Annotated in this window: 18 protein-coding genes; 12 read left to right on the top strand and 6 right to left on the bottom strand. The window is 48.5% G+C overall.

Translation table 11 applies throughout. The features are described from left to right. Positions 1-51 precede the first annotated feature (51 nt). Positions 52-693, bottom strand: a complete 642-nt coding sequence (locus PMI41_RS13875) for a dihydrofolate reductase family protein (RefSeq protein WP_008125802.1) — start codon at positions 691-693, stop codon at positions 52-54. 94 nt (positions 694-787) lie between these two features. On the opposite strand from PMI41_RS13875, the gene PMI41_RS13870 reads away from it, so the two are divergent. The 6 genes from PMI41_RS13870 to PMI41_RS13850 all read left to right on the top strand — a co-directional run bounded on the left by PMI41_RS13870 (position 788) and on the right by PMI41_RS13850 (position 8,606). Then, positions 788-1,303, top strand: a complete 516-nt coding sequence (locus tag PMI41_RS13870) for a helix-turn-helix domain-containing protein (RefSeq protein ID WP_008125799.1) — start codon at positions 788-790, stop codon at positions 1,301-1,303. A gap of 84 nt (positions 1,304-1,387) precedes the next feature. Continuing rightward, positions 1,388-2,149 carry an endo alpha-1,4 polygalactosaminidase gene (locus PMI41_RS13865; RefSeq protein WP_202949300.1) on the top strand — a complete coding sequence of 254 codons (762 nt, stop codon included), beginning with the start codon at positions 1,388-1,390 and terminating at the stop codon, positions 2,147-2,149. Positions 2,150-2,435: 286 nt separating this feature from the next. Beyond that, positions 2,436-2,600, top strand: a complete 165-nt coding sequence (locus tag PMI41_RS25265; protein WP_008125796.1) for a hypothetical protein — start codon at positions 2,436-2,438, stop codon at positions 2,598-2,600. A 79-nt stretch (positions 2,601-2,679) separates the two neighbouring features. Beyond that, positions 2,680-3,060 carry an HTH domain-containing protein gene (locus PMI41_RS13860; RefSeq protein ID WP_008125794.1) on the top strand — a complete coding sequence of 127 codons (381 nt, stop codon included), beginning with the start codon at positions 2,680-2,682 and terminating at the stop codon, positions 3,058-3,060. A 112-nt stretch (positions 3,061-3,172) separates the two neighbouring features. Beyond that, entirely contained in the window at positions 3,173-7,405 is a 4,233-nt protein-coding gene (locus tag PMI41_RS24870; RefSeq protein WP_008125793.1) for a type III effector HrpK domain-containing protein, read from the top strand. Positions 7,406-8,150: 745 nt separating this feature from the next. Next, a complete protein-coding gene (locus tag PMI41_RS13850) occupies positions 8,151-8,606 on the top strand; it encodes a hypothetical protein (RefSeq protein WP_008125791.1) in 456 nt (151 codons plus the stop codon). 147 nt (positions 8,607-8,753) lie between these two features. Here the strand turns inward: PMI41_RS13850 and PMI41_RS13845 are convergent, their stop codons facing one another. After that, entirely contained in the window at positions 8,754-9,155 is a 402-nt protein-coding gene (locus PMI41_RS13845; RefSeq protein WP_008125789.1) for a cupin domain-containing protein, read from the bottom strand. Between the two features lie 290 nt (positions 9,156-9,445). Between PMI41_RS13845 and PMI41_RS13840 the strand changes: the two genes are divergently transcribed. Beyond that, complete coding sequence (locus tag PMI41_RS13840) at positions 9,446-10,318, top strand: alpha/beta hydrolase (protein WP_008125787.1); 873 nt, start codon at positions 9,446-9,448, stop codon at positions 10,316-10,318. Positions 10,319-10,594: 276 nt separating this feature from the next. Continuing rightward, positions 10,595-11,242, top strand: a complete 648-nt coding sequence (locus tag PMI41_RS13835) for a response regulator transcription factor (protein ID WP_008125785.1) — start codon at positions 10,595-10,597, stop codon at positions 11,240-11,242. Here PMI41_RS13835 and PMI41_RS13830 read toward each other — a convergent pair. Together PMI41_RS13830 and PMI41_RS13825 are read right to left on the bottom strand one after the other, a co-directional pair. Continuing rightward, positions 11,217-12,950 (bottom strand): hybrid sensor histidine kinase/response regulator, encoded by a 1,734-nt coding sequence (locus PMI41_RS13830; RefSeq protein WP_157179393.1) that lies wholly within the window; start codon positions 12,948-12,950, stop codon positions 11,217-11,219. The genes PMI41_RS13835 and PMI41_RS13830 overlap by 26 nt on opposite strands. A 28-nt stretch (positions 12,951-12,978) precedes the next feature. Next, on the bottom strand, positions 12,979-13,869 hold the full coding sequence (locus PMI41_RS13825) for an MBL fold metallo-hydrolase (protein ID WP_008125780.1): 891 nt from the start codon (positions 13,867-13,869) through the stop codon (positions 12,979-12,981). 198 nt (positions 13,870-14,067) lie between these two features. Between PMI41_RS13825 and PMI41_RS13815 the strand changes: the two genes are divergently transcribed. Continuing rightward, positions 14,068-14,724 (top strand): peroxiredoxin, encoded by a 657-nt coding sequence (locus PMI41_RS13815; RefSeq protein ID WP_008125778.1) that lies wholly within the window; start codon positions 14,068-14,070, stop codon positions 14,722-14,724. A gap of 533 nt (positions 14,725-15,257) precedes the next feature. Here the strand turns inward: PMI41_RS13815 and PMI41_RS13810 are convergent. Together PMI41_RS13810 and PMI41_RS13805 are read right to left on the bottom strand one after the other, a co-directional pair. Continuing rightward, positions 15,258-15,971, bottom strand: coding sequence for an SDR family oxidoreductase (locus PMI41_RS13810; RefSeq protein ID WP_008125776.1), 714 nt, complete (start codon positions 15,969-15,971; stop codon positions 15,258-15,260). A gap of 26 nt (positions 15,972-15,997) precedes the next feature. After that, entirely contained in the window at positions 15,998-16,798 is an 801-nt protein-coding gene (locus PMI41_RS13805; protein ID WP_008125774.1) for an SDR family oxidoreductase, read from the bottom strand. 110 nt (positions 16,799-16,908) lie between these two features. Here PMI41_RS13805 and PMI41_RS13800 point away from each other — a divergent pair, with 110 nt between their 5' ends. The 3 genes from PMI41_RS13800 to PMI41_RS13790 all read left to right on the top strand — a co-directional run bounded on the left by PMI41_RS13800 (position 16,909) and on the right by PMI41_RS13790 (position 20,555). Next, positions 16,909-17,847 carry a GlxA family transcriptional regulator gene (locus PMI41_RS13800; protein ID WP_008125772.1) on the top strand — a complete coding sequence of 313 codons (939 nt, stop codon included), beginning with the start codon at positions 16,909-16,911 and terminating at the stop codon, positions 17,845-17,847. A gap of 137 nt (positions 17,848-17,984) precedes the next feature. Further along, a complete protein-coding gene (locus PMI41_RS13795; RefSeq protein ID WP_008125770.1) occupies positions 17,985-18,893 on the top strand; it encodes a hypothetical protein in 909 nt (302 codons plus the stop codon). Positions 18,894-19,469: 576 nt separating this feature from the next. Continuing rightward, the gene (locus tag PMI41_RS13790; RefSeq protein WP_008125767.1) at positions 19,470-20,555 is read left to right on the top strand and encodes a porin; all 1,086 of its coding nucleotides are present in this window, start codon (positions 19,470-19,472) and stop codon (positions 20,553-20,555) included. Positions 20,556-20,567 lie beyond the last annotated feature (12 nt).

The raw sequence follows: 20,567 nt of genomic DNA, 5'->3' as shown, positions 1-20,567 counted from the left end.
CCATTCCTATTATCCAGCATATGAGATCGGCTTGGACTGACTCCGATCCGACTATTTTGTCAGCACTATATGAGTTGCTTGATCGGTCAGGGTACGTTGCGTGACATTGAATCCCAATTTCGGCAAATCTATCCCACTGAACATGGCTTCACCTTCTCCAAGAACCACGGGCGAGATTGCAAAGTGCAATTCGTCAATCAAATCTGCTTGTAGATATTGGCGAACAGTACTCACACCCCCACCAATTTTCACATCCCCATCCCCAGCTGCAGCTTTTGCCTGTTCAAGAGCAGCCTCAATGCCTTCTGTTACAAAGTGGAAAGTAGTGCCGCCTTCCATGACAATCGGATCGCGCGCGTAATGCGTTAGAATAAAGGTTGGAGCATGATAAGGAGGATTGTTACCCCACCAGCCTTTCCATGTGCCATCCGACCATTCGCCTCGGATTGGGCCAAACATATTGCGGCCTAAAATGAACGCACCGAAGCCTGCCATACTGCGGGCAGCGTAATCATCATCGGGGCCGGTTTCTCCGACTTGTTTCCCTAACATTGCGTTGAATGTCTTGGTACCAAAGAACCATTGATGCAGCTCCTCGCCTCGTCTGCCCAATGGATCAACCAAGCTTTGTTCCGGTCCTGCACCAAATCCATCAACTGAAAGGGAAAAACCTCCCACCCGCACTTTTGGCATAACATCCTCCTACCAATTGCATATTGCAACTGGTTGCTTTGTGCCACAACCGATCCTATATTGCAACCAGTTTTTTTTCTGGAGAACCTTATAGTTGGAAATTGATAAAAGATCGGGTTGCCCGATAAATCTCTCATTGGAAGTTCTGGGAGATAAATGGAGCCTTATCGTCATACGCGATATGATGTTTGGCAATCGGCGGCATTTCCGGGACTTGTTGACCCATTCAGAAGAGAGGATTGCCTCTAATATTCTTGCTGCTCGCCTTAAACACCTATTATCAATAGGGCTGATTACCAAGCGGGATGATCCCAGTCACAGTCAAAAAGCCATATACAGCCTAACGGAACCATCTATCCAACTTTTACCCATACTTGCCATGATAGGTGGTTGGGGACGAAAGCACCTGCCCGTTACCCCGGAATTGAGTATCCGTGCAGAACTGCTGGAAGACGGCGGACCCATTATGTGGGAAGAATTCATGAACGAGCTACGAGAAATTCATATCACGAATCCAATTGGCGGAACAAATGGTCAGGTCGCCTCTTCAGTCCTTGCCCGCTTGACTGCTGCTTACATACAGACATGTGAGAGAATGGAAGAAAGCTGACTATGAGAGCTTTTCAGCTGTAAAGGTATACCCGGGATGGGCAATTTTATAACAAGATCCACTTGCCTTTTCATGGCCATAGCCATGAGCTTGATCGGCCTTCAGGAAGCCACAGCCACTGAAAAACCACAGCGCAGTCTTCCTGCCGATGCTGTGACAGATTATCAATTGGGAGGCAGCTATACACCGCCATCTGGTGTAAATATCGTTGTCAGAGACAGCACTGAATTGCCCGCCGTCGGCCTCTATAATATTTGCTATGTGAATGGCTTCCAAACACAGCCTGGCGATAGCTGGCCAAAGGAACTTCTGGTACTCAATCCTGACGATACGCCTCTGGTCGATCCCGGTTGGCCCGATGAGCAGCTACTCAATATTTCATCTAAGGTTCAGCGGACCCGGATCCTTGAACGACTCGCAGCCACTATTTCCCGCTGTGCCAAGGCCGGGTATACTGCTGTTGAATTCGACAATCTGGATTCCTACACCCGATCAAAAGGTGCTCTAAAACTAAACGATGCAATAGCGTTTGCCACTTTGCTCGTGAAAACGGCCCACGATCATGGCCTTGCTGCAGGACAAAAGAATACTTCTGAACTATCCGCTCGTGGCAAAACACAAATCGGGTTTGACTTTGTGGTCTCCGAAGAATGCCACCGATTTGATGAATGTGCAGCCTATACCCTTGTTTATGGCGACCAAGTGATCAATGTTGAATATACTGACGATTTACGGGGCTCATTCAAAGATGTTTGCTCCGATTCTCAAACACCAAAAGATACAGTTCTGCGCGATCGGAATCTGACGCCAGCAGGCAACAGCCACTATTATTTCAAGCACTGTTAGCTTTGGCTTTCACTTTTCGGCTACGCAATAACTACACAGCACACGTTCCAACATCTACAACACTGAGGCAAAAATCCTGCAGTGAATTCTCGCCTTTGACGATTATGCAGCCGTCACAGACACGGTTATGTTTGTAAAAAGAAGAACGTGCTTTGCTAGCGGAAACTAATAAGCTTTGCATGTTGTCTATTGGTTAAAAAATTGTTCTATACTTTTACCCGCCAATAAAATGGGACTTTATACCCTTTGGCGCAGCTATATTACGACCGGTTTGAGGAGGAATATTATGGCAGTTCAAGGTGTAGGTGCCGGATCAACAGGTTCAGATGCGTCAATCGACAAGATGACCCAAGCCTTTGACAAAGCCATCGAGAAATCGGCTAAGATCACCGAAATTACAACTGAAAAGAAAGTCGCTTTGGATGCCGCCAAACAGCGGCCCAATAACTGATTTCACAACGCCGAGCAGCACTGCTGCGCAATCTCTAGTCCATAAATCCGAATATCCAATTGAAAGATATAATAGCTGAATGGCTGACAGATCACATCGACTGGTAAAGATCGTCAATATCCTAGGCGAAGCTTCAAAACCCTTGTCTGCGGAAGCTTTGGGAGAGTCGTTGCGGGTTGCAAGCCGAACAATATACCGTGATATTGCTTCACTACAGCAAACTGGCGTTCCGATCGAGGGTAGCACCGGTTCAGGTTACATTATGCGCTCTGTAAGCAGTGTACCGCCGATAACCTTCACAACCGCAGAACTCGAGATCATTATCGCTGGTCTTTGTCTTATCGGACAAAAAAGTCACGTTGAATTCCAGCCTGCAGTAAACAGCCTCTATCAAAAGATGATGCATGCTGGCCAACCAGTATTGTCGAATATACCGCATCGTTTCGAGGAATTAAGATGAACGAGTTTCTGCACTGAACTGCGCATATGTAGCAGGAAGCCCACTAACTTGGGTCTACTGTAAAAATGGAAAGAAATTTTAAGTTGTTCTGAGAAATACGGAGAAATATTTAATGAAACCAGAGTCAGTGAAGCTGCAAAATGCAAGCACTAGCCCCGCGGATACTCCATTAGATATTTCAAAGTGGCTTACCGCGACATCCGCCATCCAAAAGAAATCACCGGATGATAGCGCTCGTAAACAAGCCGAGGCTCTGGGTATTGAGTGGGAACGGCCAAAGGGCGACAACCGGTCCGCCAAATATATTATTGAAAACTCCCCAATGCTGAAAGACCTGATCGATCACGAAAACGGCGGCAAAGGCCGCCCGGACGTCGGTGACATGAAAGAGGGCCTTAACAAGCTTGTAGGTGATTACGAGAATGATTCCGATGCAGCCTTCAGGGCTGATCAAGTGCTTGAGCATATCGAGAAATTCGACGGCGATGGGAAGCTCATTTCCGGTAAAGATGTCGGGAATGGGAAGATCGATGGGATCACCGATTCCAATCAGGTGAAGAACGGCACTGAGGCTGGCCGGTTAAAGGATCTTGGCAAGTATGGCTTTGAGCATCTGAAGGGCGATCTTGTAAAGTCGAACACCATGTGGGGAGATCCGAAGGCTCGCGAGGAAGCCGCACGCCTTGGGATTAAATGGGTTGCGCCTGAGGGCGATAATCGGTCGGCTGAAGATATCATCAATGACAATCCGCTACTCAAGAACCTTGGCAACCAGAGCGGCGTAAAGGACAAGTTGAGGGATCGCGTCGGCGACTTCGAACATGATCGCGACGCGGCGTACCGTGCCGTCCAGGTTCTCGAGCACATTGAGAAATTCGACGGCGATGGTAAGGCCCAAGAGGGCAAGAATGTTGGCAATGATGAAATTAACGGCTTCACCAACAGCGGCGAAGCCAAGCATGGCACCGAAGCTGGCCGCCTTCAGGATTTTGGAAAGTATGGCTTTGAAAATCTGAAGGGTGAATTGCCGGAGAAACTCAATCCAAAGGACAACAAAGAGGCTCGTGCTGAGGCCGAGAAGCTCGGAATTAAATGGGAAAGGCCGAAGGGCGATGAGCGCTCCGCCAAGGAGATTCTTGATGACAATCCTGTTTTGAAAAACATGAAAAACCATGGCAACGCAAAGGACATGCTGAAGGAGCGTGTCGGTGATTTCGACCGGGACGCTGATGCGGCATTCCGTGCATCGCAGGTTCTCAAGCATGTTGAGAAGTTTGACGGCGACGGCAAGCTTCTGGATGACAATAAAGTCGGCAACAATCAGATTGATGGGTATACCAGCAGCGATGAGGCCAAGCATGGGACAGAGGCTGGACGTATACAGGATTTCGGCAAGTATGGTTTTAAGAACCTGAAAGGCAATCTCGACGAGGCCGCGAAGAAGGACGATAACCCACCGACATCATCCGATCCGGGGAAAGACGGGGATGCAGGCAAGATCGAGAACGAGGACAAAGCGCGCAAAGAGGCGGAGGCGTTGGGTATCGAGTGGAAGCGGCCGAAGGACGATGATCGCTCAGCCAAATCCATTATTGATGATAGCCCCATGCTGAAAGACCTCGTTGATCGTGACAACGGCGGAAAAGGTCGTCCCGATATCAAGGACATGAAGGATGATTTGAAGAAGCGGGTTGGCGACTATGAGAAGAATGCTGACGCAGCATACAGAGCGTCACAAGTCCTAAAACATATCGAGCAATTTGACGAAGAAGGCAAGGTTACCAAAGGTAAAGACGTCGGCAATAACAAGATCGATGGAATAACAGACTCTGATCAGGTCAGGCACGGGACGGAAGCCGGGCGTCTGAAAGATTTCGGCAAGTATGGTTTTGAGCATTTAAAAGGCAAGTTTCCGGATCATTCCAAACCCGGCAATGATGATGCGGCCCGCAAAGAGGCGGAGGCACTGGGTATCAAGTGGGAACTGCCGGACTATGACAAACGAGATGCCAAAACGATTATAGATGACAGCAATCTGCTGAAGGGACTTGGCAATCAGAGCGGTGTGAAAGACAGATTGAGAGACCGTGTCGGCGACTTCGAGAATGACCGCAATGCGGCCTATCGTGCCGTACAGGTTCTTGATCGCATCGAAAAATATGACGCCGACGGCAAGTTGCAAACCGGTGATAGTGTTGGCAACGGCAAGATTGACGGATTTACCAACAGCGGCGAAGCCGAGCATGGTACAGAAGCCGGTCGCTTGCAGGACTTTGGCAAGTATGGCTTTTCAAGCCTCGCCGGTGTGGGTGGCACCTATGATGACTATCTGAAGAAAAACAAGGATGCCGACGATGCATCCAAGATAATTGCCAAGAATGGTTCAATCCTTCACGAGAATTTCGACTCCATCAAGAAGGCGACGGGAGCCGAGGGAGATTCCCTCACTCTTAAGGACTTGCAGAAGTTCAAGGCAGATAACCCCAAATTTATGAGCGATGATCTGAAGAAGTCTATTGATTTCTGGATCCAACCGGGCAGCTTTGACATTCTAGAGACCAGCCACGACAAACTGCGTAACGGGTCGGATGGTAAAGTTTCGAAAGACGATATCTCCGACTGGATGAAGAATGACGCTCCAAAGGATGCAAAAGGAGCGATTGAATTTGCCGTGCGCGCAGCCGACGGCAATGCGGTGTCGGGTATCCAGATAGAGAAATTTGACGACGAAATTTTCAAGAATCCTGAAAAATATAGCGCCAAGGAAAAGGCGGCCGTCATACACGACCTTCAAAAAGCCTATGATCTGGTAGGCATGGGCGAGCAATCCGGCATGTGGAAGGAAGGCCACATCATAAAGAAGCTCAAGGATCGTGCCGGTGTTGGTGATGATCCCAAAGCCATCCAGGCAGAAATCGAACAACGTATCGGCACACTCAAGAAAGACCCCGATGTTACAAAGTTCCTGAATGAGACCGGAAAAAATGCCCTATCGGATTTCCTCAATAGCGATAAGGCCCTGAAAAAGGCTCTAACGAACAATTATGACAAAGACATCAAGACCGGTGCCGAACTAGACAAGCGATGGAAGACGAAGACGGACGACGGAAAGGCCATTGGTCCGACAGAGAACCTCGCAAGTTTCTTCCAAACCGGAAAGATGTATCAGGCAGCATTAGGACTTGACGATACCAAGGCGCTGCAGGGCGCTGTCAAGAACTCCAAGCACAATGGCGAGTTGCAGGAGTTTTACGAGAAATCGATGGTCTCGGGCGATCGTTTCAAGGAGTTGTTGAAAGATCATCCTATTGAACAGGCGATGAGTACGTTCAGTTTGGAAGCCGCTCTCTACAACGCCGCTTTGGATCCTGAATTCACGGGCAAGCACGATAAGAAGCTCAATGAGAATTTCACCTCCATTGCCGAGAAAGGCGCTTACGATTCCGGATCGTTCGACGATCTGAAGAAGGCATTCGGTGTCGATGGCGGCAAGGATCTTGATGATGATAAGGTCAAGAAGATCATTGAGGAAATCGAGAAAACGAATCCTGAACTGCTTGTCAATGCGGATGGTACAAAAGCCAAACCGGATCAGATTCTCGGTGCTTTCCGTGGCCAGTGGGATATATTGCGTAACGCTACAGGCGGCGGCAGTCTTTACGATCTGGTTGGGCCCAACAGTTCTGCCAAGCAGCAGTTTGACAAAGGCATACAGCACGGTGTGAGCGGGTTGTTACTGGCTGGCATCACGATTGCCAAAGGCGCCAGTTCGAATGGCAAGCTGACAGACCGTCAAAAGGTTGATATCGCGATTGGTTCGGTTCAGACCGCCGGAATTCTTGCCGAGGGCGGCGTAAAGAACTATCGCGATTACATGAAAACCGCGGGGATCGATCCGAAGATCATCGACGATCCGAAGAACTTTAATGAGTTCCTCCAAAAGAACGCGGGTAAGTTTGAGGCAGGTGCCGGATTGGTCGGAAGCCTAGCTGGACTTGCCCTTGGTGCATACAGCATCTTTGACGGCGTAAAGGCGATCAGAAACGGCGACACAGCGGCCGGCGGTGTGAATATTGCAGCTGGCTCTCTTGGTATTCTTGGCTCGGCCGCTGGCGCGGTGGAGGGAGGAATGGGTGTGGCCGGTCTTGTAGTGCCACGTTTGATCAGCGGACTAGGCGCAGGCCTCGGCGTGGCTGGCGGTGTACTCAGCTTGGCATCAATATTCATTTTTGCTGCAATCAACGAAAGCAAAGCTTCGTCACTCCAGAACGATTATGGCGATCTTCTGGGTGATTATTTGGAGAAGTATAAAATTGACGGCAAACCAGACGAGGCAAAAGCTTGAGGCATTTTTCAGGCAACGATTTAGCAGTGATAATGTGAATTTAGCTGCCATATAACGAAAGGCAATTTCAAACTTCTTTCAAGTAAATTGCTACAACCGAAAAATTATCGCAAAAGCCACGCTCGTGGCTTTTGTTGTATTGGATATTGTAGAAGACTTTTTGGGAAATTCTCGGCCTGACGGCGTGCGGTGATTTTTAGCTGACTTATAACGTAGCTCCCAGTGCGCAAAGGATTTGTAGTCACCATCCCACGCGTATAGGAAAGCACCGTAAACCCTACGATTGCTCGCACAGTAGGTGCAAAGAGATACTTTTTGGGAATCTGTTTTGCGGCGCCAGATTGTTATTCCGCCTTGCTGAAAAGCGCTCGTTTGCAAACAAAAATTTATACTTTGCAAGCGGATATTATTAATTACGTCCCGTTGATTACTTTTAAATAACCAGTTTAATCACGTTAACAGTTAGGCATTACGTATAATTTTCAGCATCATGGAAATTACCCAAATAACATTCAAGTAGACGCTCCATTAAACCAGATCGATGTTTTCATTTTGAATTTAAGCTCTTCTCGAAATAACAGTCCAATTAAGAGGAATATTTTGCCGCCAAGAAGCGCCCATATTACTGGTTTTTCCTACGCAACCAGCACACTGTTGGCGCACAGCTTTTTCTTGTCGGTTAATTGCGGCATGCGTTGGTCTCTACTTCAGTAACGACGGTATTCAATGCACAAGGGGGTGTAATATGTCTGTAACGGCGATACCAAGTAACATCGTAAACACGTCTAAAGAACCAGTCTCATCAAACTTTGAGTCAAACCTTAATGCAGCAAAGGCCAGCCAGATTCTGGTGGATCATTTGAAGCAGAATGGACAATCCGCCATCAATAAGGATGGATTGGTACAATTGGCGAAAAACACCAAGGACACTAATGTTTCAGCTGCAGCAGATTACATGCTGAAGAACAATGACGTTTACACGGCGATTGAAACCCACGACGTCGCTGGAGCTGACGGATTATCCGGTGTTTGGAATTTTGAATGGGCAGCGAAAGGTGGCCTTGCCGGCAACTCCACGGATGCCCTGGCCGCAATGACAAACGCATTTGATCTTGCAATAACCAAATCCGCGGAAATTACTAAAGTCACGACAGACAAAAAGGTTGGGTTGGATGCAAGCAAGCAGCGTGCCAATGCCTAATTGCAAGTTCTGAAGGATCTCACCTAAGCCATCATTGCAACAGGTAATGCATCTATCGAACGATGGTATTGCGTAAGAACGGCTCCGGCGTGCCCATCGGGTACGCCGGAGCCGTTGTCGGTCAACCATAAATTAAACGTGGTGCCTTTACTCTTCAGGTACGACGAGCTGCTTTCCCTTGGTGACGATATAGGTCGCCAATTCCGATGCTGTTACTTCGCCGACATTCTTGGCCACGTGAGCCACGCCCGCAGGGATAAATAGAGAGCCGCCAGCTTTCAGTGTGACCGGCTTTTGTCCCTCCAATTCATACTCGATAGTACCCCCAACAACGTGGGCAATTTCAACGCCGGGATGTGAGTGCTTTATTGAAGAGGCCTTTGGCGAAAAGCCGACTAGAACCTGAACAACTTTTTGTCCGGTTTTCCCTAAATCTTGCTGCACAAGGTCGGTGCGCAGAAGTGCTTGCTGTTGAGCGTGTGAAAGACTGATAGGAATTCCTATGCTAAAAACAAGAATTGCAGTTGCAATTCTGATAGTGGTATTCATGCCATTGTCCTTCCCATGCAAGGCGAGCGGATCAGTGCCGGCAGAAAGCGCCAAGCATCATTTTTGCTGCCAGTACGGTTTCTAAGCGCACGGTGTATCAGGTGTGTTTCGACACTGACGCTGTTTTGTAACGCCATGTATTAGGCTCAGATTCTGGAAGCTGCCGCTCACGTCTCTCGCGCCTATCCGACCTGACAAAAAGCCACCCCTTATTTACAGATGTCAGCATGGTTGGGAACTCTACAGCAAGGCAATGCATTGGTACCTTCAAACCAGAGAGGAATCGACCAATGCCACACCATGCCGTACGACACCTCACGCTCGACATTGATGGTATGAATATTTTCTACCGCGACGCAGGGCCGACGGATGGACCAGTTGTTCTCCTGCCGCATGGCTATCCCTGCTCATCCTACGAATTCCGCAACTACATGGCAGAACTGGCTGATCACTGGCGATTGATTGCACCAGACTTTCCTGGCTGTGGCTATAGCGATACACCCGCGGATTTCGACTACACATTCGACGGATACGCTGACTTTCTTGAGCGGTTTGTCGAAGAACTCGGTCTTACAAAATTTGCCCTGTATCTTCATGATTTCGGCTCTCAGATCGGGCTGAGATTGGCGATCAAGCGTCCGGAACTAATCGCGTCATTAATTATCCAGAATGGTGACATCTACGAAGACGCGCTTGGACCAAAATACAAGACACTTCGCGAGTATTGGAAGAATCCGACCAAAGATGGTTATGACAGTATCAGACAGAGCATTACGAAAGAAGAATTCGGCAACGAGTTTTTGAACGATGTCGGTCCCGATCTCGCAGAACTCATTACGCCTGATCTTTGGGAGCTACATTGGTCGCTTATGACTGAACGCCGAAAGGATATAGCCGCAGCTCTGATCGCCTCCTTGAAGGACAATCTGAGCTGGTTTCCGCGATATCAAGCCTATCTGCGCGAGTATCAACCAAAAACACTTATAATTTGGGGGCCACGGGATGGTTATATGCCAAAAGCTTCTGCCCAAGCTTACCTACGCGATTTACCGGACGCGGAGCTGCATTTGCTAGACGGAGGGCACTGGTTGTTGGAAACAAATCTGGAAGAAGCTGTGGCCATAAGCCGAAAATTTCTCCGACGCACTCATAGCAATATCTGAATTCGTTCAAAATTAACTCCAATGTCGCGTATTACTTACGTGCTAGTATCTGCTGCATGATTTGAAGGAAACACATGGAGTGGCACGTGCAAAATGCGTCGAACTTGGCCGTGATTATTCAACATTATCGAAACCGCAAACCATTTTCGCTTTTTCAAGATAGATGAATAGAAATGGAACTTCTGACGGAGTTGGGTATTTTTGAACTTTGTTGCAGATAACGCTGTTATCTTGATTGGAATGATAAGAAATTCGGAGTCAACGGAATGAACCAAGTTGAATAGCGATGAGGGCCAACAAGCACGCATAATTGTAGCTGATGATCACCCCATTTTTCGCGACGGAATGTGTCGGCTTGTTCGGCGCCTTGCTCCTGCAGTGATCATCGAAGAAGCTGGCACAATGGACGAGTTGTTGTCGCTTTCGCGTACGGGGCCTCAGCCAATCGGATTCCTGCTTGATCTTGTGTTTCCGGGACTTGATCCACAGCATTCAATTGCCGCACTGCGTCGGGAATTTCAGGACACATCGATCATCATTGTATCGATGGTCGATGACATGACCGCCATCGACGCTGCAATGAAAAGCGGAGCCAATGGTTTCATTGGCAAAGCTGTCCCACCACAAGAGATGGCTGAAGCAATCAAGGTTATTCTGGGAGGCAACAATCTTATAAAACGCTCGATGCCAGGATTGACGTTGCAAAAGGATGCTGGCTTTCCCCGATTCAATCTTACGCCAAGACAGGTTGAGGTTCTTGGACTAATCGTTAGAGGAAAGTCCAATAAGGAAATCGGGCGTGAGCTGAATATTTCCCCCTTCACTGTAAGCATCCATGTTTCGGCATTGCTTCGACTGCTGGGTGTAGAATCCAGAGCAGCAGCGGCGGCGAAGGCGGTTATAGATGGTCTGGTTGAGCGCTAGTTCTCTCCTTGTTGTCAGTCCGCGCCAACTCATCGATTTTCACCTTCTGCATCAAGACCACCTCGCGCAGTTCTTGTGAGCGCACAGGCTTCGACAATACTGGTATATTTTCATTCCCCGGTTCTTCCAGAATTCGGCCCACGTCGTGTCCCGTCATTATCACGGCAGGAATATCTCGGCCTAGCAATTGCCGCACTCTAGAAATGCAATCCGTCCCTGTGAGGTTAGCGCCGAGGTCAAAATCGGTAATGATCAGATCGCATACTGCGACGTTTTTTGGCAAACCAGTATCTGCCTGAACAGTGCAGCCCCATTTCTCAAGCAATGTAGCTGTAGCAAGCAAAACGTTCTTATCATCCTCAACTAGAAGAACCCTAAGTCCCTTCATTGCGGAATGATCTTTCCTTTCGCTTATCTGCACAACATCAGCTTGAGCGACCAGATGAGCTATCTTCAAGCCGTCAATTATGACGGATGTTCCTCGACCGCGCAGCGAACGTATGCTCACTTCAATTTCCAGCAACTTTACTAGACGCTTGACGATTGCAAGTCCAAGCCCCACTCCTTCAACATCTTTGTCCCCCCGCTCACGCGCCTGGTAAAACTCCTCGAAGAGCATGGGCAAATGATGGGCTGCAATTCCCTCGCCTTGATCATGCACCTCGATAGAGATGCAACCTCTCCGCCGCCTGCAACCCACGAGAACCTGACGGCCCGGCGCATATTTTATAGCATTCGAAAGGATGTTCTGAAGCACCGTGGCAATCAGTGTAGCGTCTGTTGACACGTATATATTTGCAGGTACTTGGCGAAATACTACGCCAGCCCATTTAGCCGCTTCCCTATTCTGTTGGATGAGATCATCGATAATCACACCAATTGCGACAGGCTGTAGGCGTGGTTGAACTTTGCCACTCTCGAGTGTCGAAATATCCAGAAGTGAGCGGAAAAGCCCCGACACACTATGTACTGAACGATCAATGTTATCGACCATTTGATGCTGCTCTGAACTGAGCCCGGTATCGCGAAGGCAGGCCGTAAAAAGGCTGATTGCATGTATCGGCTGACGTAGATCGTGACTCGCTTGAGCAAGAAAGCGGGACTTTGTTTGGTTTGCCTGAACGGCTTGGCTGTGCGCTTCAAATGTTCTGCTTACTAGTCTATGCGCATAGGTTGGAACGGCGATTGTGGTCAGGATGAATGCAACGACGACATAGGGATAATTCCACAGGAAGCTGTTGAAATATGTCGCCGTAAGAATGCTGACTAGTGCCATACACGTGGAGATCACCAAATATTGTGATCCGAAGCGTAACCCGTAACCCAAGGTCACCCATAACAAAGGAGCATAGGTTGGCAACAGCACGCTATCGCCGATAGACATGATTGATGTGATTGCAGAATAGTCCATGACCATGGCAAAGACGCGCCGCGACAGATATTCGCCCGGTCTTTGAATTACCCATATCAATATGCTGATCGAAAGTATCGAGTAGATGGACGAATAGAGTGCTATCTGACTGGGGCTGATCTCAAAATTACCTGTCGTCGCCATTATGGCGGACATGCAGATGACAAATACAGGCCCGGCAACAACACGAAAAAGCGCCTGAGAATATTCGGCGCCTTTTCGGTTCTCACGAGTGCTTATGAATATCTGCGACAGTTTTGAATTAACCCAGGAAAGTGAGACTGTTCTCTCGGTCATTTCGTCCATGCCCCGTTTCGTATCGTCATTAATCCCATATGACGCCACCCAATGCATTCAGGGGTATTTTTAAGTAGCGAGTGCCGTTTGTTTCTGGTTCGGGAAGTCGCCCGCCGTTGAGATTAATCTGGAGAGCAGGCAATATCAGCTTCGGCATTGCAAGGGTTTTATCCCGGGTCTCTCTGAGAGCAATAAACTCCTCCATGGAGTGGCAACGGCTTAAATGCGAGTTATGTGCCTTTTGTTCTCCAACAGAACTTTCCCACATAGGTTCGCGCCCACCCGGCTGATAGTCATGGCCGACGAAAATCCTGGTTTCATCAGGCAATGCAAGAATGTCTTGAATTGAATACCATAGTTGATCAGCGCTGCCACCCGGGAAATCAGTTCGTGCGGTGCCGCTGTCAGGCATAAACAATGTGTCGTGAACGAATGCCGCATCACCGATAACGTATGTGATCGATGCGAGCGTGTGACCCGGAGAAAACATCACGGTCGCATCGAGATGACCGATTTTGAAAGCTTCGCCCGGCTGGAAAAGCTTGTGCCATTGCGACCCGTCAGCGATTAGCGCCTCCCAATTGTAAAGGTCTTTCCACAAAGATTGCACTTCAACAATGTGGCTGCCAATCGCACAAGGCGCGCCGGTGCGGGAGTGCAAATATTGCGTTGCCGAAAAATGGTCAGCGTGGGGGTGCGTATCCAGAATCCATTCAACTTTCAGCTTGGCCAATTCCACATAGTTGAGAATACGATCAGCATTAAACGTTGCTGTTGCTCCTGATTTTTCTTCAAAATCCAGAACAGGATCAATGATTGCGCAAGCCTTTGTGTCAGGGTCTGACACGACATATTGTACAGAGAACGTCCTCTCGTCGTAAAATGCCTCGACATTGGGGCGAATGGCGATGTTGGTCATGGCGTTCTCCAAAGATCAGGTCTCGGAGGCTCATGTTTATTGGGTGTTTCATCGAAATAGCAAGTGCGCAGTGGACTCAGACAAACTGACAAGGTTAGGATATTGTCCAAACCAGTCGCCCAAGGCAACAATGCACCAACGGTTTGATAGTGCCTTTGCGACCAACATCTATCGATTGATCGAAAGAGAGAACCGCAAATGGGTTTACGAATAAACGATGTTGCTCCGGATTTTACTGCCGAAACCACGCAAGGTGAGATCAAATTTCATGATTGGATAAGAGATAGCTATGCCGTCCTGTTCAGTCACCCGAAGAATTTTACACCCGTGTGCACAACAGAGCTCGGCTACATGGCCGGTCTTGCTCCGGAATTCGAAAAACGCAATGCCAAGATTATCGGCATCTCGGTTGATCCAGTTGAAAGTCATGCAAAATGGAAGGCGGATATTAAGACGGCAACAGGCCACGAAGTCGATTATCCGTTGATTGGCGATCACGATCTCAAGGTAGCCAAACTCTATGACATGCTGCCAGCTGAGGCCGGAGATTCCTCCGATGACCGCACACCTGCCGACAATGCGACCGTTCGCTCGGTCTTTGTTGTTGGTCCTGACAAGAAGATAAAACTCGTTCTCACCTACCCGATGACCACCGGCCGCAATTTTGATGAGATACTGCGTGCGATTGACAGTATTCAATTAACTGCCAAACACCAGGTAGCAACACCCGCCCAGTGGAAACAAGGTGACGATGTCATCATTACCGCAGGTGTATCTGACGAGGATGCAAATGCTCGTTTTGGTGGTTTTGAACGCATTTTGCCTTATCTGCGCAAGACCAAACAACCAAAGTAGCAATGCTTGATCTGATGAGTTTCTGTTAAACGACCGCCATACAGATTGTCAGCAACGATACCTAGTCGACAGAGTGGCCAGCGGCCACTCTGAATCCAATTGAACATTTCGCCCCAGAAAACAACAATTGACTCATTTGCAATTTTATTAAAATGTGGCGCAATTCATCTAAACGTTGAATCGAGCGTGAATGCTCCGGAGTATGGGGCGGGAACATTGTCACGTTACTTATTGGATTATTTTCAGCTCAAACAGCCACTTTCCTGTATGGAATGCAAAACTGTGTTCCTGCAAATTCCGGAGGAGGTGTCTGATGAAGCTCCCGTCCATTGTCGTGAGTGTGGTGCATATATTTGTACTTGGTTATCGGCGAAAGAGCAGATTTTGCCGGACAATCAAGAGCACGATAATGCACATACGCATGATAACAGAAAACTTGCCAGCCTCAGGGCCAGGACCTAACCGGCAAGTTTCATATTAAAATCTGGTTGCAAGCGGATTTGAAAATCGTTCGCCTGCAGGTTTGTCAGTGCTTAGGCAATTTCAGGGGGATTGAAATAAATCGGCTCCCGCGTTGACAGACTGTGTTTCAGCTTCCTTGTGAAATCGTCCACCAAAACTTCGTCTTGTCCATTCTCAAGACCCGCAAGCGCCGCTTGCACAACATCGCGCGGGCTGATCTTCTTGATGTCCAGAGCCTTGGTCATGTCTGTATCAATAAAGCTGATGTGCAGACCCAGAACCCGTGTATTTTGACTACTGACCGCCAGCCTCAGAGCGTTTGTGAAGCTCCAAACTGCAGATTTTGAAGCCGAATAAGCTGCTAGCACGGGTCGGGAAAACCACGAGGAGTCTGACAAGACATTGATTATGGCACCTCCGCCATTCCGTGCAAGAATTGGCGCAAATGCCTGGCTTGTATATATTGTGCCATAATAGTTGGTTTCAAAGATTTCACGGCTGCCGTCAATCATTTCCGGACCAAGCACATCATTTGTCAGTCGGGCAATCCCGGCATTATTGATCAATAGCGTTGTGTCTCCGCATTGAGTGGCGGCGGCTTTGACTGAAAGCGGGTCTGTAACATCAAGCCTGACCTGCACAATCCCGGGAATCTCCCTGCCATCGGGATTGCGTATGCCTGCATAGACTTTTTTGGCACCTTGTTTTAGCGCTTCCTGAGCGAAAGCCAAACCAAGTCCACGATTTGCGCCTGTTACGAATACAATAGAGTCTTGAACCTTCATGTCAGTCGTCTCCGGCTGGGATATAGTCAGGCGATCGCTTGATAGCGCTTGGCTGGCTGTTGTTTTGATAGATTGGGCAGCAGTTTCTGGCGTGCCGCTTCATAAGCGTTCCAGTCTTCTACTTCCGGCAATGCAGGGATGGTAATGAACTCTTGCCGATCAAATCCAATCAATGCAGCGTCAACCATATCTTCGGCAGACATGACGATTGCGCTGTCCAACTCCGATACAGGTTTTCCGGAAAGCTCCCAAAAATCTGTAGCAGTTGCGCCGGGCAGGACAGCCTGAATGTAGACATTTTTATCGGCCAGTTCTTGTTTCAGCGACTGGCTGAACGCAATGACATATGCCTTGGATGCGCCGTAGACACCGTTGAGCAATTCCGGAGCGAGTCCCACAACCGACGCAATGTTGATGATCGATCCACCGCAACGAGCTACAAATCCCGGAACTGCTGCATAGGCGAGACGCGTAAGCGCCACCACGTTCAGATTGATAATGTCTACCATCTTGTTGACTTCAGAAGCCAGCAATGGGCTGACAGCGCCGAGACCTGCATTGTTTATCAGGAGCCCGATACTGGCATCTGTTTGCAGTATCTTCTCAACACGAGCGAGATCCACGGCCTGATTCAAATCCGCTTGGACGACTTCAACTGTTCTGCCTGTCTCATCAGCTAGGCGCTTAGCAAGACGATCAAGCCGCTCTCGATTTCGGGCGACCAGAATGAGGTTATGGCCGCGATGCGCCAATCGCTCCGCATAAATTGCTCCAATGCCAGACGACGCGCCGGTTATGAGTGCTGTGTTGTTTTGAGAATAGGACATAACGTTCAGATCCTTGAAATTGCTCTTTGTGGTCCGAGCGTAATACTTCTTCCCAATGTCTGAAATGTCATATATACAACTTTTTAAGACATAACTTTTAGGACATTAATATGCAAAGCGTTGGTTTTGTAGTGCAACCAAATTTTCAAGTCTTGGGTTTTGCAGCAATGACGGTGTTTGAGATCGCTAACACTGTCGCCAAAGACAATTTCTATGACATCACCCTTCTGTCCGAGTATGGCGGGATGGTTCGATCATCGGCAGGCTTCAGCGTTGAAACGAAATCGTTTGGCAAAACCGAGTTGGACACGGTCGTTATTTTGGGTGGTACTACGATTCAACCAACGACATCCGGTCTGCTGAATTTCATCCGGGAATCGGCAACAAGTGCCCGACGTTTGGCAGCGCCCTGTATCGGCGCTTTCATCTTGGCCGAAGCAGGCGTGTTGGGTAATCGCCGTGTCACTACGCATTGGGCGTTCGCTCGCGAATTGCAAAATCGTTACCCGAAGCTGAAAGTGGAAGAGGATCGCATCTTTATCATAGATGGCCCAATCTGGACATCAGCCGGCATGACGGCCGCTATCGATCTCGCGTTGGCGATGGTGGAAAAGGATCATGGCGTTGAGGTCGCACGCACGGTTGCACGCAATCTTGTCATCTATCATCGCCGGGCCGGAGGCCAATCGCAATTTTCTGCTCTTCTTGAAATGGAACCAAAAACAGACCGAATCCAAAAAGCTTTGGATTTTGCAAAACGAAACCTGAAGAACGAACTCTCCGTCGATGATTTGGCCAACGCTGCCAATTTAAGCCCTCGTCAATTCAGTCGCGCGTTTCGTGCAGAAACCGGTCAATCCCCCGCTAAAGCCGTGGAGAATCTGCGTGTTGAAACGGCCCGCATATTGATGGAACAAGGACGTCTTTCTATGGACATTATCGCTGACGAAACAGGCTTTGCTGATCGCGAGAGAATGCGCAGAGCTTTCTTGAGAGCTTTTGGACAATCGCCGCAAGCTATGCGGCGAATTTCACGAACCGCAGCTTGAGTTGAATCACACCGCCTATTCATTGCATGCGATGAAATCCTCCTCGAAAATAATTATGCTGAAATCGAACCGAACGGTTTGAAATCGGGCAAGCCATCCCCATATAACAGCAAGGGCATTCGGTCAGGATAATTTGTATGGACGGCAGCGCAGTTCAAATCTCGTGTGGGCGTAATGAGACACGCTCACTCTGGCTACGGCAGCGTGTTGCAATTCTGCGTAACAATCCGAATTTCTGCCATGCTTCTTTTGAGTATGCGCATGGAATTGTGCGCGTTTTCGAAGGTCAATACATGGCGAACAAAGTGATGGCCAATGCTGCCCGTCAGGCTATATGCATGGCGATTGCAGCCATGCATTACGGTCGTGACGATGAACATCACGGCGCTTCCATGTCGAGCCTTCAATATGTCACAACCGAACTTGGCCTTTGCAGCAAAAGCACGACAACTGCGACTGTCAATTTGCTTGAGAATATCGGCCATGTAACGCGGGTAAAAGATGAGGCGGACCATCGAAGCCACCTCATTGAACCGACTGGGCAACTCATTTCGGTTCTTCACGATATTATTGCGGTCTGCCTCTCCGCAGCAGACAGGCTATTCCCATTGCGCCGCTATCGCGCGCTGCTCGACAGTTCACTGAATTTCCTTGAGCGTTACTTCGCTACAAGCCTACATTCACTCTTTGATATAGAGCCGATCATCATTGAAGACCGTCGTTCTAGATTGTTTGCAACAAGTGACAGTGGAGAAATGCTGCTTTGCAAGCTGATGGCGGGCCGCACGGAACGCGATCAGAATGTGGTGAGCCTACCTTTCGATGAGATCGGCCACCTTTATGGTGTATCGCGCACTCATATCAGACGCTTGATGAAAAAAGCTGAGACTGAAGGCATGGTCCGGCTCATGGATGCTGGCGGTCGGCACATCGAATTACTTCCGCCTTTGAAGGAGGTCTTCAACAATATCGTCGCCTCGCATATAGCCAAGGTGCAATTCGATATTCACCTCGCAAATAAAGACTACGATCTTCTTCCAGCATAACTTTGCTATTGTATAATAATATATACTCTTATTTGGTTTTTTAAATTCCAAGATAAGAATTAAAAACATTACTTCAAAAGACTTGACCCCACCGGTTAGGGCGGGGTCTTTGAGCATTGACTGGAGATCAAGTAAACTCAATCGTCCTGATTTCTGGTGAAAGATCAACAGGTTCTAGGGCGCATTGGTAACCTGCACTGAAAAGCTCATTTCGTCAAAGGACATAATCAGTTGCTTCTCAATGAGAATTCATTCTCAATTTTTATGTAATAATAGTATACTATTCTAAATTATTTGAATTATGACGACGTCTTTCCAACTCAAAATTTCAATAGCACTCACGCAAACGTGAATAAGAATCCCCTAAACTAGCCATTTTCCCACGTAATAAAGCAATTAATCGCCTATTTTCTCCATGAGCAAATATTAGTTCGTGCTAATTAAGCAACAGTATGGCTTTGGTAAGAAACAACCGGTTTTGTCCTTTGACCAAACGGGCTCGAAAGTAAGACATAGAGAAAGCATTCACTCTCTTGAATGTGATCCCTCACTCATGATCTTTACTGGAGATCCCAGATGAATTTTAGAAGTCTTCTTCTTGGCTCTGCCGCCGCCCTTACAGCGGTATCAGGAGCCCGCGCCGCCGACGCCGTGGTGGTTGCTGAGCCTGAACCCGTCGAATATGTCCGCGTTTGCGATACATACGGCGCCGGGTTCTTCTATTTGCCGGGTACCGAAACCTGCCTCAAGGTTGGTGGGTATCTGCGTTTCGACGTGCAGGCTGGTGATGATCCTTATGATGGCTCGAACTCAGGCCGTAACAACGAAGAAAGCTACCATGTCCGCACCCGCGCACAGGTTACTTTTGACGCCCGTTCTGAGACCGAACTCGGAACTTTGCGCTCCTACATCGCCACGCGTTTTCAATATGATGATGGCGAGAATTCCGATGCGACCATTCCTGAAGCCTATATTGAACTCGGTGGTTTCCGCGTTGGTGTAGCCGATGAAATCTTCGGTGCCTGGGTCGGTTATGCCGGCGATATTATCCAGGACGATGTTATCAACTACCAGTCCGGCAAATCGAACCAGATCAGCTACACATTTGCTGCGGGCAATGGTTTCTCTGCAATTATCGCAGCAGAACAGGGTTCGAACGAATTTGGCGACAATGTTATCGACGATTACATGCCACATGTTCTAGCCGGCGCGAAATTTGAACAAGCATGGGGTAAGATTGCTGGTACTGTCGGCTACGACTCCAGAGTTGAAGATGTCGCCGTCAACTTGCGTCTGGATGTAAACATCACTGACCGGATTTCTGCTTGGGTCATGGGTGCATATCAGTCCGACTTCCGGAAAGAAAGCTTCTACGATCACGACACCAACTGGTTCGCTCAGTTCCAGGGCGACTACGCTGTTTGGGGTGGTGTGGCAGCCAAGCTTTCGGAAAAGGCAGTTCTTAATGCTCAAGCAGCATATGAAGAAGAAGGCACCTATGCTTTCGCGGTCAATGTCGCCTACGAACTTGTTCCTGGTTTGAAGATCACGCCAGAAATCAACTACACCAAGTTTGACGGCGCACGTAAGGACGATTCGATTGCCAATGGTGGCAGCGATGATGCGTTTGGCGGCATCATCCGCTTTCAGCGCAATTTCTAATCTTAGCAAAGT

Origin of the sequence: Phyllobacterium sp. YR531, assembly GCF_000282595.1 — a bacterium.
Taxonomy (GTDB): domain Bacteria; phylum Pseudomonadota; class Alphaproteobacteria; order Rhizobiales; family Rhizobiaceae; genus Phyllobacterium.
Note: the sequence above shows the minus strand (reverse complement) of the source record. Positions and strands in the feature narration are given on the sequence as shown.